This is a genomic window from Psychromonas sp. 14N.309.X.WAT.B.A12 (assembly GCF_030397575.1).
In the GTDB taxonomy this organism is placed as follows: domain Bacteria; phylum Pseudomonadota; class Gammaproteobacteria; order Enterobacterales; family Psychromonadaceae; genus Psychromonas.
This window is the reverse complement of record NZ_JAPNXS010000005.1, coordinates 175,219-192,723: the sequence shown is the minus strand read 5'-3', so window position 1 is coordinate 192,723 and position 17,505 is coordinate 175,219. Positions and strand designations below refer to the sequence as shown.

Genomic DNA, 17,505 nt, shown 5'->3' with positions numbered 1-17,505 from the left:
GCATAAAGTGGCTTCTTTCCCTGCTTTAATTTTGTTTCAATCCTAATATTAGCCCTAATATTAATCCTCTCAACAATTTAAATATTAAGTTGAATTTTATTCATACTTATCCTGATCAAGTTTCATTATGAATTTTTGAAAACTATGGTTAAATACGCATATCTTATTTAGACGTATAGAAGTCCATAATGAAAGAATTAACGATTTTAGATGGTGGTATGGGGCGTGAACTTAAGCGTATTGGTGCTCCGTTTTCACAACCTTTGTGGAGTGCACAGGCTTTAATTGAAGCACCACATTATGTCACTCAAACACATCAAAGCTTTGTTGATGCTGGTGCAGAGTTAATTACAGTTAACAGCTATGCTTGTGTACCATTTCATTTAGGTGACGATTTGTTTGCAGAACAGGGGGCTAAATTAGCAGCACAAGCCGCTATCATAGCTAAAGAAGTAGCCACTACAGCTCAACATAATGTACAAGTGGTAGGTTCATTACCGCCTGCTTTTGGCTCATATCGCCCAGATTTATTTGATGCAGATAATGCCTTTGATATTTTAAATACCTTGTTTATCGCCCAAGACCAACATGTAGACGCATGGTTAGGTGAAACTATCTCTAGTATTGCTGAAGCGAAAGTAATGTTAAAGGTATTGGCTAGTACGACTAAACCTTGCCATTTTTCTTTTACATTAAGTGATGATTTAACTGGTGAGGCGAAACTAAGATCTGGTGAATTAGTCACTGAAGCTATTGAAGTATTACTAGCAGAAGATATTACTGGTATTTTCTTTAACTGTTCTATTCCAGAGGTAATTGAGCAAGCGCTTAAAGATACTCAGCAAGCTTTACAAGCTACAGGTAAAACAGATTTAGATATTGGTGTATTTGCTAATAGCTTCACGCCTATTCCTAAAGATCATAAAGCCAACGAAGCGGTACAAGCTTATCGTGACTTATCTCCCCTTGATTACTTAGCTTATGCAAAACAGTGGTATGCACTAGGTGCAAATATCATTGGTGGTTGTTGTGGTATTGGTCCTGACCATATTAAAGCGTTAGCTGAGTGGCAAGTTAGCTTAACAAATTAATTAACAGCTTTAACGTAAAAAGGCCTGAGATGAATTAACTTCGTCTCAGGCCTTTTTCTTTTCGCGTTACGTTACAGGCTAATACTTAGCGTGATTTAACGTAAGGCACACCGATTGATTTCGGACCAACGGCGCGACCAATAAATCCTGCAAGTAATAATACAGTTAATACATAAGGCAGTATTTCAATTGCTTGCACAGGTACTTCACCAATAAATGGTAGTTCAGCACCTTGCAGGCGAATAGCCATTGCATCTAAGAAACCAAACAGTAAACAACCAAACAAGACAGGAACAGGTTTCCACTTACCAAAAATAAGTGCTGCTAATGCGATATAACCTTTACCCGCACTCATGTTTGGTACAAAACCAGCACTATGTGCAGTCGATAGGTAGGCTCCTGCTATCCCCGTTAAAATACCTGCACAAATTAATGCACGATAACGTAACCAAGCAACTGAAATACCCGCCGTATCAACGGCATGTGGATTCTCTCCCGCGGCACGTAAACGTAACCCAAAGCGTGTTTTAAAGATAATCCACCAACACACAGGCACTAATAATAATGCCAAGTAAACCAGAATGTTATGACCAGAAATTAACTCACTGTACAGTAAGCCAATGACAGGAATGTCAGCCACGGCGTCAGCACCAGGTAAAGTGATTGACGTAAAGCGTTCATCATTTGATAAAGGTGGGGTTTGTCCGCCTAAACCAAACCAGTAACGACCTAAAGTGACAGTTAAACCTGCCGCTAGCATATTAATCGCCACACCCGATACAATCTGATCTCCTCTATGTGTGATACATGCAAAACCATGTAACAATGAGAGTAAAGTAGACGTAAACATCGCAGCTAATAACCCCAGCATAATAGAGCCAGTGACTGAGGTAGTGGCTGCCGCAGCAAAAGCAGATGATAAGATCTTACCTTCTAGTGCGATATTCACAATACCAGAACGTTCTGAAAATAAACCGGCTAATGCGGCTAAAATGAGTGGAGCTGATACCCTTAATGTCGCATCGAGTATTAAAATAATATTTTCATACATAATTTAAGCCTCCGCAGCGCTAGTGTTGTTAGACTTTTTCTTTTCATCTAAATAAACAAATAATCGCTCAGTTGGTTTAACTAACATTAATGACAGCGCGCCACTAAAGAGTACAACTAATGCCTGTACTACTTGGATCATCTCTCGGTCAATATTTGGGAAGTCAAAAGATAGTTCTGCGCCACCTTGGTATAAAATCCCGAATAAAATACTCGCTAACACAATACCAAAAGGATGATTTCGGCCAATCAAACACACTGCGATACCAGTGAAACCATAACCTGCTACAAAGCCTAATTTGAGTTGTTGTGCGTAACCTTGTACTTCATTTAAGCTTAATAAGCCTGATAAAGCACCAGAAATAAGCATGACAATAATGATCAAACGCTTACGGTTAATACCACCGTATTCAGCAGCAGAAGGGCTTGAACCCATTGCGCGAATGGCATAACCCCAACGTGTTCTCCAAAGTAATAGCCACACTAAAACACAGCAAAGTAGGGCAATTAAAAAGCTTAAGTTCATTGGGGATTCAGCAAAACAATAACCAAACCATCCGGCAATGGTGTGAAAACCCGGTAAACCAGCAGAGTCTTCAAATACACGTGATACAGGCGCCATTTGACCTTTTTGATTCAACACGTTTACCATTAAGTACACCATCAATGATGAAGCAATAAAGTTAAACATAATGGTCGTGATTACAATATGACTGCCACGGTAGGCTTGAAGGTAAGCTGGGATTAACGCCCATAATGCACCAAAGGCCATACTGGCAAACATGGTGATCGGTAATAGCGCCCAAAACGGTAAAGTATGATCTAAACCTAAGCAAACTAAGCCTACCCCGAGCCCGCCAATATAAGCTTGTCCTTCACCGCCAATATTAAATAGGCCTGCAGAGAAGGCAACAGCCACTGCTAAACCGGTGAAAATAAAGTTGGTAGCGTAATAAAAGGTATAACCAATCCCTTCTTGATAACCGAAGGCTCCATTGATCATGGTTTGTGCGGCTTCAATGGGGTTTACATCAACGGCCAAAAATATAATGGCAGAAAAAGCAAAGGCAAACAGAATATTGATTAATGGAAGAACAATAATGCTTACCCATGCTGGAATCTTTGAGTCATTCATAATTGCTCTCCAGAAGTTGTTACTGTATTTGATTGCAGTTCGTCAGGCATGATATTTGCCATCATCATACCGAGGATTTTTTCATTGGCTTGTTGTGCGCTGACTTCTCCCACGATGTTGCCATCAAACATTACAATAATGCGGTCCGATAAGGCCATGATTTCATCGAGTTCAACGGAAACTAATAAGATCCCTTTACCCTGATCGCGTAATTCAATAATACGTTTATGAATTAACTCAATGGCACCGATATCAACACCACGTGTAGGTTGACCAATTAATAAAATATTAGGGTCTTTATCTACTTCACGGGCGATGATTAATTTTTGTTGATTACCGCCAGAGAATAAAGAGCTACGTAATTTTGGATCACGTGGACGTACATCCCATTCTTCCATTAAACGAGCACACTCTTGGTTGATCACTTTAGGTTTGTTTAGCAATACCCCATTATAAGTTGCAGAGTTTTGATAGCCTAAAATAGCTGATTCTTCTGCACTAAAAGATTTGATCAGTCCCATCACTAAACGGTCTTCTGGGATATGTCCAACGCCTAGATCTCGCACCTGTGCTGCTGAGCTTGGGTGTCGCGCATCAATACAGGTATCACCAATATTAATCTGCCCTGAATTAGGTTTGATTAAACCGGCAAGAGCACTCATTAATTCCGATTGGCCATTGCCAGAAACACCAGCAATACCAACTACTTCACCTGCTTTAATAGAGATAGACACATTTTTTAAACGGTCAACACCTAGTTCATCGGTGTAAGTTAGGTTGGAGGTAGAGAGTAGTTCTTGTTGTGAGTCTGCCTCAGTTTTTTCTACTTTTAGACGAACCTTGCGACCGACCATTAATTCAGCTAACTCTTCTTTATCTGTGTCGGCTGTTTTACGGTGAGCAACCATTTCACCTTGACGCATTACAGATACATTATCGGTTGCCGCTAGAATTTCACGTAACTTATGAGTGATTAATAGGATCGTTACACCTTGATTGCGTAATGCATCAAAGATTTTAAACAGATGATCTGTTTCTTGTGGTGTTAACACACCAGTAGGTTCATCTAATATAAGAATTTTTGCACCGCGGTAAAGCGCTTTTAAAATTTCAACTCGTTGCTGTAAACCAACTGGAAGGTCTTCAATTAATGCATCGAGTGGGACATTTAGCTGATACTCTTTAGCTAAACGCTCTAATTCTTTTCGAGCTTTTCGTAAGCTAGGTTCTAACAGGCCGCCTTCTTCTGCGCCTAAAATAACATTTTCTAATACACTAAAATTATCAACTAACATGAAGTGTTGATGAACCATGCCAATGCCGTAACTAATTGCTTCTTTAGAGCTAGTTAATTTACGCACTGTGCCTGATATTTTAATATCGCCAGCGTCTGCAACATAAAACCCATAAATGATGTTCATTAGGGTTGATTTACCTGCGCCATTCTCTCCAATTATGCCATGGATAGTCCCTGCAGGTACTTTTAGATCGATATTGCAATTAGCGTGTACTGCACCGAATTTTTTATCGATGCCACAAAGCTCTAAAGCAATGTTCTCTTGATTGTGGGGTTGAGACATAAATTAAGTTTCTCTATTCTGTCCATTGATAAAGATCGGTAAAAATACTCCCTTACTTGTTACAACAAGGGAGCATTAATTTTCTCAGGGGAGATATTAGTAGTTACAAGTATTATCAATCATGTAATCGTGTACTTTGATTTCACCAGAAATAATCTTAGCTTTAATTCCAGCAATTTTACCTTCCATTTCAGGTGTCACTAAATCACGGTTATATTCGTCTAATGCCCAATCTACACCATTCTCTTTTAAGCCAAGGCTTTGGATGCCGGCTGTAAATGTACCTGCTTCAGCAGCTTTGAACGCATCTACTGTTGCAACACCAACACGTTTAACCATAGACGTTAACATCACACCTGGGTGAATGTAGTTTTGATTTGAATCTACGCCAATTGCATATTTACCTTCGTCAGCTGCTGCTTGGTAAACACCTACTCCTGTACCACCTGCCGCAGCAAATACTACATCAGCACCTTTACTGAATTGGCTTTTAGCTAGTTCAGCACCACGAGCAGGATCTGACCATGCTGCGTTAGTTGAACCCGTCATATTTTGGAAAACTTCTGCGTCTTTGTTAACGTATTTAGCACCTTGCTCATAACCACAAGCAAATTTACGGATCAATGAAATATCCATACCGCCAACGAAACCTACTTTATTGGTTTCAGACTTCATTGCGGCCATTGCACCGACAAGGAAAGAACCTTCATGCTCTTTAAATAAGATTGATTTTACATTTGGTAAGTCAACCACTGCATCGATGATCACAAATTGGCTATCAGGGTATTTTGCTGCAATTTTTTGTAGTGGTGTTGCATATAAGAAACCAACAACAAGAATAGGGCTAAAACCTTTACGTGCAAGACGCTCAAGACCTTGTTCACGCTGTGCATCACTTGAAGGTACTAATTCACGAACTTTAGTATCCGATTGCTCCATGAATTTAATTACACCGTTTTCCGCAACTGCTTGTCCGAAAGATTTATCAAACTTACCTGTTGAATCATAAGCAACAGCCGGTTTGAAATCAGCAGCTTGTGCTACAAATGAACATAGTGCAATTGATACTGCAGCAGCTGTGGTTGTTAATATCTTCTTCATAAATTGTCCTTAATTTTGATTGGTTGTAAAATATATAGTTATTTTTGTCTGAAAACTGTTATCTACTTAAATATTCTTAGTGATATATAAAGTATCGATAACATTACAGTTATTTATGTAATTCACTGAACTTATTGTGATTACCTAAATAGATGAGGCGCTTTCCTAGGTTTTCATATTTAGGAAAGCGCCATGTCAGTTTCATTACTTAACACTGTTTTTAGCATCAAGTGAATTAAAGCTATAAAACACTTGATGATAAAATGCTAGCTCTTAGCTTTACCTGAATGCTCATCATCAAGAGGGAAATCTTGAATAATTGGGTTGTATTCTTCAGGGTATTCTCCTAAAAATAGGGTTAATACAATCACACTTAAACCACTTGCAGTGATTGGTGAGCCAAATATGCTTTTAACGATAGCACCTAAATCACCGCCAATATTTGCAGATACTGTGTTCACTACCTCTGGTACCAATAACACTCCTAAACCCATACCAAATGAAACGGCTAATGTGAGCATATTTTTTCTGTTTAATTCAACATGAGTTAAGATTTTTACACCTGCTGTAGCAACAGTTGCAAACATAATAATTGTCGCGCCACCTAATACTGAATTTGGTACTGCGCGGAATAGAGCACCAATGTGTGGGAATAATCCCATTACGATTAAGATACCACCAATCCATACGCCTATGTATCGACTTGCGATGCCTGTTAACTGAATTACCCCATTATTTTGACTGAAAGTGGTATTTGGGAAGGTATTAAATAACCCAGCTATCAATGAATTAACACCATCGCCTAAAATACCTTGTTGAATACGTTTTATGTATGACTTACCAGCAATTGGCTGTTTTGACACCATGCAGTTTGCAGTGATATCACCTGATGTTTCAATGGCTGTAATTAAATAGATTAGCGCAATTGGGATAAATGCAGCAATATCAAAAGAGAAGCCATACTTGAACGGAACAGGTAAGCTGATGATGGATTCGACTTGATTAATGGCGCTGAAATTCACTTTACCCATTAATATTGCAGCAATCATGCCGATGATCATACCTATAATAATCGATGATAATCGTACCCATTGATTACCGTATTTATGAGCGATAATGATTGATGCCATTACTAGACCACCTAAAAATAGGTTATCAAAACTAGCAAATAACTCTGGTTTATTGGTTAGTAACCACTGACCGCCGGCTAAGTCAGTGAAGCCTACTTTAATTAAACTTATACCAATAACGGTAATAACTGTACCTGTCACAACCGGAGTGATTACTCGCTTTAGTTTATCTAAAAATTGACTAACGGCAATTTCTACAAAGGCACCTAAAACACATACGCCAAAAATCAGAGAAAGAATTTGATCAGGGCCACCACCATTAGCTTTAGCAATAAAGCCTGCAGCTAATACTGAACTTAAAAATGCGAAGCTAGTCCCTTGAACACAAATCATTCCTGCACCGATACCCATCGGTCGCTTAGCTTGAATAATCGTACCAACACCAGACACCATCAATGCCATCGAAATAAGGTAAGGGATTTCATCACCTAATCCTAGCACACCACCAATAATTAAAGTTGGAGTAATAATACCGATAAAACTAGCTAATACATGTTGTATAGCGGCAAAAAATGATTCCTTATTTGAAGGGTTATCATCGAGTTTATAAATTAACTCAGACTCTTCACTCATGGGACTTCCTTATTGAATGTTTGCAACGATTGTGACTATTCATAGTATTTTTGCAACGATCGTGCCATTTCAAATAAAATTAAAAAAACATATTTAAAACAGTTGTTTATTTTATTTATAGAATTTTTTAAAGGAGTAGTTCGAGAATCTTTATTCTGTATTGGTGCAATTGTTGCACTTTAAATGATCATGTGGGGGAGGGGACATTTGCGAGGTTGTGCATACAAGTTGATTGATCATTAGAATAAGTTGCCATGTAAAACAGCCTACTTATTCTAACAAACAGGGCAGAGAATAAATTTATTATTTAGCTCCATAACTACGGATAAAAGTGTTGATTGCGATGTTAACCCAATGGTCCACTGTTTTACTTTGTAACGGCTGATCTGGATGAGTTAAACACTGTAAATGTAATTCACTGCGTAACATTGCCACAAATACTTCTGCGACTTCATTAATATCATCACCTTGTAAATCGATTTCTTGTGCATCAAGGGCAATTTGAAAGCATTTAATCACGTTACTTTTAACAACATGCGGACCTGAATTATAGAACATATGACCCAATGCAGGAAAACGTGGAGCTTCGGCAATCACCACTCTATAAAGTGCCAGTGCAGAGTCTGATAAAGCAACGTTTAAGTAGGCATGACCTAACTCTCGTAAACTTTCAACTAGATTGCCTGGGGTAAATTTAATGCTGTGCATTGATTGTGTAAAAGAAGCACATTCACTTTGGACTACTGCTAAAAATAATCGTTCTTTATTAGAAAAATGTGCGTATACCGTCGATTTAGATACATTTGCAGCGCGCTGAATCATATCTGTCGTTGCACCATTAAAACCATGGGTTAAAAATATTTTAGTCGCAGCATCTAGGACGGTTTGTGCCTTTGGAGTGAGGTTTAGATCGAGTCTAGGAAGATGATCGTTGTTTAAAATAAGATCTTTCATTGAGTTACTCTCTTGACAATAGTAAGTGCTATATGACAATATATCATACCGAGCGGTACAGTTCAATTTGGCTATATTGATATTGCTCAAATTATACATGTTATCTATTTGTATATCTTGAGTATCAAGAAGAAAAGCTCTGATTGAAGATGTTTCGTTTTTTTATATTTACTGGTTATACCGAGCGGTACAGTTTGATTTTAATGGCTGTCGTCAGTGATAACAATATTGAAGCCATAAAACACCACTAAGCAAGTGCATTGGTTATTAGATAGGAAAGTTAAAATGATAATTAAACGTAAATATTTTAATTATTTACTCAATACGGTCAGCGTTAGTTTCGCCATTACGCTCCTGTCAGCATGTACTGTAGGCCCTAATTTTGAAAAGCCAACTCAAGGTTTTGATGAAATAACGGCTAGAGACAGTTACGAAGTGGATAAACCTCAAAATGCCAGTGACTTGAAGGTTTTTTCATCAAAATGGTGGGAATTGTTTAATGACCCGATCTTGATGCAGCTAGAAGAGCAAGCACAAGTTGGTAATTTAGATTTACAAATAGCGAGTAACAGGATCGCTCAGAGTCGAGCTAAGTTAGGTATTACAGATGCCGATAAACTACCAGTTCTCTCTGCCAATGCAAGTTATGCCCATGAGGGGAATAGTGCGAATGGTAAATGGGCAGCTCTAGGTGCTCCAACAGAGGCTGATAATTTCTTTATGGCAGGTTTTGATGCAAGTTGGGAGCTTGATTTATGGGGGAAAAATCAACGTTTAAGTGAGCGAGCTATGGCACAGTTAGAAGCGACTATTTACCAGCGTGAAGCGGCTCGAGTGAGTTTAACGGCAGAAGTTGCTCGTACTTATTTTTTATTACGTAATATGCAAGCTACATTAGATATTGCATTGAAAAAACAAGCGCTCGCTGAGCACGTAGTGGAATTATTAAGTAGTCGTGAAAAAAATGGCGTAGGCACGCATATTGAGACGATTTATGCTTTAGCTCAATTAGAGCATAGTAAAGCGGCAGTGCCTGATATACAGAAACGTATTCATGCACAAATGAATGCCTTGGCTTTATTGTTGGGTAAACAGCCTAGAGCTTTAGAGTCACTGTTAAAAAACCCCAAGCAAGCGATGCATCTTCCTAAGGGGATGTTCACGAGTATCCCTTCAGATATCGCACAGCAGCGACCTGATATTTTACAAGCAGAGGCAAATCTGCATAGCGCCGTCGCATCGATTGGTGCTGCTAAAGCAAATTTTTATCCAAGTATTTCGCTAACTGGTAGCTTAGGTGTAGAAGCTTTTGATGGGGATGACCTTGGAAGTTGGGATTCTCGTGCTTTTTCTATTGGGCCTAAAGTGTATTTACCTTTATTTCAAGGCGGTCGACTTACCTTGCAATTGGAGTTAACCAAGGAAAAGCAAAAAAATGCAGCGTTACTTTATCGTAAAGTGGTGTTAACAGCTTGGCATGAAGTGGATAACGCCATTGATGCTTGGTTAGCGCAACAAAGCCATCATCATAAACTATCAATCGCTGATGACTTTACGAAACAAGCTCTATATGTCGTTAATCGTAACTACCAACAAGGTACAGCAGATAGCTTGAGTGTATTTAGTGAACAAGCAAAAGTGTTGGATAGTCAAAATCGTTTAAATAACAGCACAACAAATGGTGCGCTAGCGATAGTGAATTTATATAAATCACTTGGCGGTGGCTGGGATAATAGTGTGAACAAAATTAACACGTTAGCATCGCATGAGGAGGCGCAATGAGCAGTGCAGTGATCGCCGACACTATTTCAGTTGCTCCTAAAAAACAAAGCTTGTTATCAAAACAAGCCCTCGCTGGATTAAGCGGTATTTTTATTGCAGCCATGATGTCTGGATTAAATAACCGCGTAGGGTCATTAGCATTAGTTGATCTCCGTGGCGTGATGGGAGCAAGTGTTGATGATGCTTCTTGGATTTCAACCGCTTATACCATGGGTGAATTAATAGCGATGCCATTTGCAGCATGGTTTGCAATCACTTTTTCGGTGCGACGCTTTCATCTATCAATGGTGTCACTGTGCGCAGTGATTGCTGTAATTTTACCTTTTATTCAAAACCTTGACCTATTAATTGGTTTGCGTTTTATCCAAGGCGTGAGCAGTGGTGCATTGATTCCGATTTTGATGATGGCTGCACTTAAGTTTTTACCGCTGAGTATTCGTTTACATGGGTTAGCGCTATATGCAATGACCGCCACCTTTGCTCCTAATTTGGCTATCTGGATAACCGGTTATTGGACCGATGGTTTATCCGACTGGCGTTGGGTTTATTGGCAAGTTATTCCTTTGTGCATTATTGCTGGGTCTTTAGTGGGCTGGGGATTACCAAAGGAAGAGATAAAGTTCGCTCGTTTTAAACAAGGTAATTGGTTAGGCATGATCTTAGGCGTGAGTGCCTTGTTATTAATTTCACTTGCACTGGAGCAGGGTGGGCGTCTGGATTGGTTTAACTCGCCACTTATTACTAGTGCATTATTGCTCGGTGTGGTGTTTATGGCGCTGTATCTTTTTACTGAGTTTACACATAAAACGCCGTTTATTCAGCCGCAACTATTAGCGCGTCGTAACTTAAGTATCGGTTCGCTTATTTTAACTTTTTTATTGGTGGTATTGATGTCGGGATCAATGTTACCTGCAAGCTATTTAGGTGCAATACAAGGCTATCGAACGATGCAAATAGCACCTATTGGATTAATGATTGCGTTACCGCAATTAATATTAGGCTCTTTGGTCGCGTTATTACTTTATCAAAAGTGGATTGATGCGAGAAAAGTGCTGTCTGTGGGCTTGTTGTTTATTGCTCTGGCCTGTTTTTCTGCTATTTCAATCAATGAAATATGGAATGGTGATCAGTTTATTGTCGCGCAAATGCTACAAGCGATTGGTCAACCTATGGCGGTTGTGTCTATTTTATTTTTGATGACCAGTGTGTTAGACCCAAGTGAAGGGCCTTATTTCTCAGGTGTAATCAATACATTCAGAGTGTTTGGTTCATTGATCGGTAGTGCATCAGTAGGGCAACTATTAACGCTACGTAGTCGCTTCCACAGTGAAATGTTATTGGAGCATGCAGCGCTAGTTGAACATTCTCTATCTAATGCGTTACCAAGCGCTTTATTGCCTAGCGTGGTTGCAAAACAATCACTTATTTTATCCATTGCAGATGCCTATTTAGTACTTGGTATCTTGGCATTGTTGCTTATTCCATTGGCCTTAATGATGGTTTATGTACCAGCACCTAATACTAATCAACCTTAACTATTTATTTTATTGAGTAATCAACTATGAAACTAGCTAAATTAATCAAAGCGCTCTCTATTGTTATTGTGGTGATCGTGATTGTGACCACTGTTATACACTTAAACCAACCAGAATCTGCCGCGGCGAATCAATCAACAGATGATGCCTATGTCCAAGCTGACTTTACTGTGGTTGCACCACAAGTTGCAGCAACCGTTGAAAAAGTGATGGTAGAAGAACATCAAACCGTTAAAAAGGGCGACCTATTAATCAGCATGGATAAAGGTGACTTTATTGTTGCGGTGAATAGCGCCAAAGCACAAGTGGCGAGCGCTCAAGCCAGCATTGAAATATTGCAAGCAACACTTATCCAACAAGCTTCTTTAGTAGCCGAAACTGAAGCAGAAGTAGATGCTAACAAAGCACAATTGGTATTAGCAGAAAGGAATTTTAAACGTTACCGTAATCTCGCATCAGATGGCTCTGGAACGGTACAAGATTTACAACAAGCTGAATCACAATTTTATATACAAAAAGCTAGCTTAGGTAAAAATCAAGCTGCATTGATTGCTAGCAAGCAGAAAATTGCGATTTTAAAAGCACAAATTGAACGTGCAAAAGCAACGCTATTGCAGGCTGAATCTATGCTAGGTGCAGCTAATTTGAAATTATCTTACACCGAAATAAAAGCGCCTATTGATGGGGTTGTTGGAAAAAAATCAGCACGTGTCGGTAATTATGTAAATCCAGGTAACCCACTGTTGGTTGTGGTACCACTGGACAAAGTTTACGTACATGCAAATTACCGTGAAACACAGCTTGCTAAGGTGAAAGTAGGGCAATCAGTTGAGTTAGCCGTTGATGCATTACCGGGTAAAGCGTTTACTGGTCATGTAGCGAGCATTGCTCCTGCAAGTGGTGTGAGCTATTCATCTGTTTCTGCGCATAACGCCACTGGCAATTTTACTAAAATTGTACAGAGAATTGCGGTTAGAATTGAAATTGATAATGCACAAAAACAAGAGAATCAATTACGTGTTGGTATGTCCGTTGTGCCGACTATTATAACGGATGAGTAAGTGATATAAGCAGTGTTTGTCACTTTTAAAGTCGTGGCAAACACTGCTTGTTATCAAGGGTCTATTGATCTTTCAAGTTTATTTTTTGCAACGAGTTGCTGGTTTTTCTACAAGGCTGGGTTTGTGAGCTGTGGTTGTTCCACATAAATAAGCGAAAGTGCAGCAGAAATAGTCAGCAAATGTTGCCCTTCGGGTTCGCCACAAGAGGTTATGCTCTTTGTTGGATAACATTTGCTGAGATTACTAGGCTAAACTTTGTCCACCTCGGTCAAAACGCCCTGTAGTGAACAAAATTTAAACGGTAAAGTTCAACTGCCCTAATAACATAGTGTAAAGCTTGATTATGATTGTTCGGCTAAATTAGCTTGTACATCAACCATTTTTTCTCGCTCTTTAGCCATCAATACTCGGTATGTAATGGCAGCAGTGAATCCACCAATAAAGATTGCATAGTTAGCTAAACCATCGATGAAGAAGGTCGCATAGATAGCTAGTAAACCTGCGATGATTAACGCGTAAACACTTTTCATATTAATGCCGTTTTGATACCAGTAAATGCCTTTTGGTGATTCTGTGTATAACGAATCAATATGAATATGACCTTTTTTAATAAAGTAATAATCAACAATAATGATGCCGTATAATGGCCCGATCATCGCGGCTAATACATCAACGGTATAATGAATAACTTCAGGGTTATTAAACAGGTTCCAAGGTGTTAACAGTACTGAACCAAAGGCGGCAATAAAACCACCTGCTTTAAAGCTAATTTTTTGCGGTGCCACATTAGAAAAGTCAAAAGCAGGGGCAACAAAGTTAGCCACAATGTTGATTCCCACAGTCGCAAAAATAAACGTTAATGCGCCAAGTATTGTAATCATGCCTGAGTCTAATCGTTTTACTGTTTCAACTGGGTCAGTGATCATTTCGCCAAACACTGGGATAGAGGCAGATACAATCAATACACTAAATAGAGAGAAGATAATAAAGTTAACCGGTAAACCTAAGATGTTGCCGAGTTTTAATTGCTTATAGCTGGTGCAGTAACGAGAGAAGTCACTAAAGTTTAATGTTGGTCCTGCAAAGTAACCAGCTACCAAACAGGCCGCAATAAACATTTGAATAATAGCATCCCAGCCAACTAATTCTTGTGAGCTTAGGTTAAAGCTAATATTGTCCCAACCGGCTAAGTTAACTAAGTAAATACATAATGCAAACATAGCGATATAGATAGCTGGTCCAGACCAATCAATCACCTTACGTATCATATCCATACCGAACATAAAGATAATTGCTTGTAAGATCCACATTGAGCTAAAGCCAACCCAACCTAAGTAAGATAACCCTAAAAATTCACTGTTCGCTAAGCTTTCTGCACTAGGGAAAAAGTACAGAATCAAAATAATAAATGCACTAGAAGCTAAGTAAGTTTGAATGCCGTACCAAACCACCGCAATCAAACCACGAATAACCGCTGGAATATTCGCACCAAACACACCAAATGACATACGTGCCACCACAGGGAAAGGCGCTCCACATTTTTGCCCTGGTTTGCCCATCAAGTTGGCAAATAATAAAACGATAGAAATACCTACCAATAAGCTGATAAATACTTGGATACCATTTAATCCCAGCGCGAATAAACTCGCTGCGAATACATACCCTCCGACACTATGTACATCTGACATCCAAAAAGCAAAGATACTATACCAGCCCCACTTTTGTTGTTTCTCTGGTAATAGGTCCTCATTGCTAAGGCGTGGACTAATTTCTAATTTATCTGACATGCTAACCTCCAATGTTTTGTTGATTGTATACAATGTTGATTAGCAATTACTGATCCAATATTGAAATATTCAGAGAATACAGTCTCTTAAGCACTTTCATCGATTTTAACTCAGTGAGATAGTGCCTTTTGTGCACTGTTTTTAAACAATTGTGATCATTTTGGTGCGTTATCTCACTTGAAATACTCTCTTTGAAGGATAAGATTAAGTAAGGAAATAAATAAAGTTGTATACATTTACTTATGTTTTGTTGTATACAATAAATAAGAGGGATTAGTAGTGAATAATATGTTGAATGATGAAGCCATCTATAAAAAAATATTGAAGTCGATTGTTGAGCACCAACTTCCACCTGGGGCAAGATTACCTGAAGATAAGTTATCAGAAGCCTTTGGTCGAAGCCGCACTAGTATTCGAAAAGTACTGCAACGTTTGGCCTTAGAACGGATTGTCACCATTGAGCCTAATAAAGGAGCACATGTAAATCGTCCTAGTGAACAAGAAGCGCAAGAGATCTTAGATAGTCGCATCATGCTAGAGCCGTTATTAATCCCTGAAATAATGAAATATTGGTCTAAAGCTAATTCCAAATATTTTCGCGCGATGCTCAAAGAAGAGAAGCAAGCTGAAGCAAATGAAGATCAAGCCGCTTTAATTCAATTAACTGCACAATTTCATTATGAGTTAGCTGCATTATCAGATAACTCTGTCATGGCTGACTTTATCCAGCAGCTTTGTTATCGCTCATCATTAATCATTGCAGTTTTTGGTTCTCGTCATAGTGTAAGTTGTGATTGTGGCGATCATTTAGAGCTAATTGATTTAATGGATAACAAACAAGATGAAAAGGCTCAAGATTGGATGAAACATCATTTAATCCATATTAAGTCTTCTTTGAAATTGGGTGTTAGCGATGGCCAAAAAATTAATTTTCAACAACTGTTTGCTAATACGGAGTGATCAATGCGAATCAACTTAATTAACCCAAATACCTGTTCCGGTATGACTGAAAAAATAGCTGCTTCTGCACGTGGAGCTGCCCTTTCAAGTACTGAAATTATTGCATCTATGCCTAAGCATGGCCCTGAAAGCATTGAAAGTGCTTTTGATGAAGTGATTGCTTCAGCCGCTTTGTTAGATGTGATTAAACAGGGGGAGGATAATAAAGTTGATGCTCACATTATTGCCTGTTTTGGCGATCCTGCATTAGATGCTGCCAGAGAAGTTGCCTCTGTACCTGTGATTGGTATAGCGGGAGCTGCTTTTCAACTCGCTAGTTTAGTCGCTTATCGGTTTGGTGTCGTGACGACTATGACGAGAACTTTACCTGCTAGTGAACACTTGCTTAATCGTTATGGTTATCAACATCTTTGTAGTGGTGTTAGAGCCACAGATATTGCAGTATTAGACCTTGAAAATATTGGAGATGATGTTTATCGTGAGTTAAAAGCTGAATGTGAAAAAGCATTATTGGAAGACGGCGCTGAAGCATTAGTTTTAGGGTGTGCTGGCATGTCTGATTTAACCGATAAATTATCGGCAGATCTTAAGGTCCCGATTATTGATGGTGTTTGCGCTGCAGTTAAATTGGCGGAGTCATTACATCAACTAGGTTTAAAAACCTGCAAGATAGGGCAGTATGGTTCACCTTTAAAGAAGACTTTTGGTGGTCGTTATGAACATTGGAATAGTAATAAAATAAAAACAAAGGAGCGTTAAGATGAGTAAAGATAATCCTCGCGATTATAGAGGCTACGGTAGACATGATGTGCCCGATGCAAATTGGCCAAATAAAGCAAAAATTGCAGTGCAGTTTGTTTTAAATTTTGAAGAGGGTGGCGAAAACTGCGTGTTACATGGTGATACTCATTCGGAAACGTTTCTATCTGAAATCGCCGGTGCAGAAGCTTATCCTGAACGCCATATGAGCATGGAGTCTTTATATGAATATGGTTCAAGAGCAGGCGTATGGAGAATTTTAAATGAATTTAAAGCACGTGACTTACCGTTAACTATCTTTGGTATTGCTACTGCATTACAACGTAATCCTGATGTAACCCAAGCAATTATGGAAGATGGCCATGAGATTGCCTGTCATGGTTTGAAATGGATTCATTACCAACATATGCCTATCGGAGAAGAGCGTGAGCATATGACACAAGCCTTAGATATTATTGAAAATTTGACCGGTCAGCGTCCATTAGGTTGGTATACAGGACGTGACTCACCAAACACTCGTGGGTTAGTAGCAGAGCAACAAGGGCTGCTTTACGACTCTGATTATTACGGTGATGATTTACCATTTTGGATGCAGGTACCTAGCTCTGAAGGTGCGAAAACAACACGCCCTCATTTAGTGATCCCATATACACTTGATAATAATGATATGCGTTTCTCATCACCTTACGGCTTTAGCCATGGGGAGGAGTTCTTTCAATATTTGAAAGATAGCTTTGACTGTTTATACGCAGAAGGTAATGAGAAACCAAAAATGATGTCGATAGGTTTACATTGCCGAGTAATTGGCAAACCGGGTCGTTTTCTGGCACTGAAAAAATTCTTAGATTATGTTCAATCCCATGATGATGTGTGGATTGCACGCCGTGATGAAATAGCACAACACTGGATTGAAAATCATCCTTGCCCTGAATAAGCTATGTTCATTTTTATACTAAATAAAAGGCGCTTAAATAAAATATTTAAGCGCCTTTTTTATAATGGGCTCT

General features: G+C 39.0%; 14 protein-coding genes. 7 read left to right on the top strand and 7 right to left on the bottom strand.

The window, feature by feature from the left end; all coding sequences use genetic code 11:
• Positions 1–188: 188 nt before the first annotated feature.
• Positions 189–1,091 (top strand): homocysteine S-methyltransferase family protein, encoded by a 903-nt coding sequence (locus OW492_RS08735; RefSeq protein WP_290039553.1) that lies wholly within the window; start codon positions 189–191, stop codon positions 1,089–1,091.
• Positions 1,092–1,176: 85 nt separating this feature from the next.
• Here OW492_RS08735 and OW492_RS08730 read toward each other — a convergent pair whose 3' ends face one another.
• From OW492_RS08730 to OW492_RS08705, 6 genes are all read right to left on the bottom strand, one after another.
• Positions 1,177–2,142: an ABC transporter permease gene (locus OW492_RS08730; protein ID WP_290039552.1), complete on the bottom strand. Its 966-nt coding sequence runs from the start codon at positions 2,140–2,142 to the stop codon at positions 1,177–1,179.
• Positions 2,143–2,145: 3 nt separating this feature from the next.
• Entirely contained in the window at positions 2,146–3,276 is a 1,131-nt protein-coding gene (locus OW492_RS08725; RefSeq protein WP_290039550.1) for an ABC transporter permease, read from the bottom strand.
• Positions 3,273–4,856: an ABC transporter ATP-binding protein gene (locus OW492_RS08720; protein ID WP_290039549.1), complete on the bottom strand. Its 1,584-nt coding sequence runs from the start codon at positions 4,854–4,856 to the stop codon at positions 3,273–3,275. Before OW492_RS08720 ends, OW492_RS08725 begins: the two co-directional genes overlap by 4 nt.
• A gap of 96 nt (positions 4,857–4,952) precedes the next feature.
• Entirely contained in the window at positions 4,953–5,957 is a 1,005-nt protein-coding gene (locus OW492_RS08715; protein ID WP_290039547.1) for a BMP family ABC transporter substrate-binding protein, read from the bottom strand.
• Positions 5,958–6,223: 266 nt separating this feature from the next.
• A complete protein-coding gene (locus OW492_RS08710) occupies positions 6,224–7,660 on the bottom strand; it encodes a nucleobase:cation symporter-2 family protein (RefSeq protein ID WP_290039545.1) in 1,437 nt (478 codons plus the stop codon).
• Positions 7,661–7,963: 303 nt separating this feature from the next.
• The gene (locus OW492_RS08705; RefSeq protein WP_290039544.1) at positions 7,964–8,614 is read right to left on the bottom strand and encodes a TetR/AcrR family transcriptional regulator; all 651 of its coding nucleotides are present in this window, start codon (positions 8,612–8,614) and stop codon (positions 7,964–7,966) included.
• Between the two features lie 285 nt (positions 8,615–8,899).
• Between OW492_RS08705 and OW492_RS08700 the strand changes: the two genes are divergently transcribed.
• From OW492_RS08700 to OW492_RS08690, 3 genes are read left to right on the top strand one after another with little or no spacing between them, the layout of a single operon-like run.
• The gene (locus tag OW492_RS08700; protein ID WP_290039542.1) at positions 8,900–10,396 is read left to right on the top strand and encodes an efflux transporter outer membrane subunit; all 1,497 of its coding nucleotides are present in this window, start codon (positions 8,900–8,902) and stop codon (positions 10,394–10,396) included.
• Positions 10,393–11,931, top strand: coding sequence for an MFS transporter (locus OW492_RS08695; RefSeq protein WP_290039541.1), 1,539 nt, complete (start codon positions 10,393–10,395; stop codon positions 11,929–11,931). The genes OW492_RS08700 and OW492_RS08695 overlap by 4 nt, the downstream gene beginning before the upstream one ends.
• 26 nt (positions 11,932–11,957) lie before the next feature.
• On the top strand, positions 11,958–12,992 hold the full coding sequence (locus OW492_RS08690) for an HlyD family secretion protein (protein WP_290039540.1): 1,035 nt from the start codon (positions 11,958–11,960) through the stop codon (positions 12,990–12,992).
• Positions 12,993–13,333: 341 nt separating this feature from the next.
• Here the strand turns inward: OW492_RS08690 and OW492_RS08685 are convergent, their stop codons facing one another.
• A complete protein-coding gene (locus OW492_RS08685) occupies positions 13,334–14,779 on the bottom strand; it encodes an NCS1 family nucleobase:cation symporter-1 (protein WP_290039539.1) in 1,446 nt (481 codons plus the stop codon).
• A 288-nt stretch (positions 14,780–15,067) separates the two neighbouring features.
• Here OW492_RS08685 and OW492_RS08680 point away from each other — a divergent pair, with 288 nt between their 5' ends.
• Genes OW492_RS08680 through puuE form a run of 3 tightly spaced genes read left to right on the top strand, consistent with a single transcriptional unit; the run spans position 15,068 to position 17,432 of the window.
• The gene (locus OW492_RS08680) at positions 15,068–15,739 is read left to right on the top strand and encodes a GntR family transcriptional regulator (RefSeq protein ID WP_290039629.1); all 672 of its coding nucleotides are present in this window, start codon (positions 15,068–15,070) and stop codon (positions 15,737–15,739) included.
• A gap of 3 nt (positions 15,740–15,742) precedes the next feature.
• A complete protein-coding gene (locus OW492_RS08675) occupies positions 15,743–16,498 on the top strand; it encodes an aspartate/glutamate racemase family protein (protein ID WP_290039538.1) in 756 nt (251 codons plus the stop codon).
• Position 16,499: 1 nt separating this feature from the next.
• Positions 16,500–17,432, top strand: coding sequence for an allantoinase PuuE (puuE, locus tag OW492_RS08670; protein WP_290039537.1), 933 nt, complete (start codon positions 16,500–16,502; stop codon positions 17,430–17,432).
• The last annotated feature ends 73 nt before the right edge of the window (positions 17,433–17,505 follow it).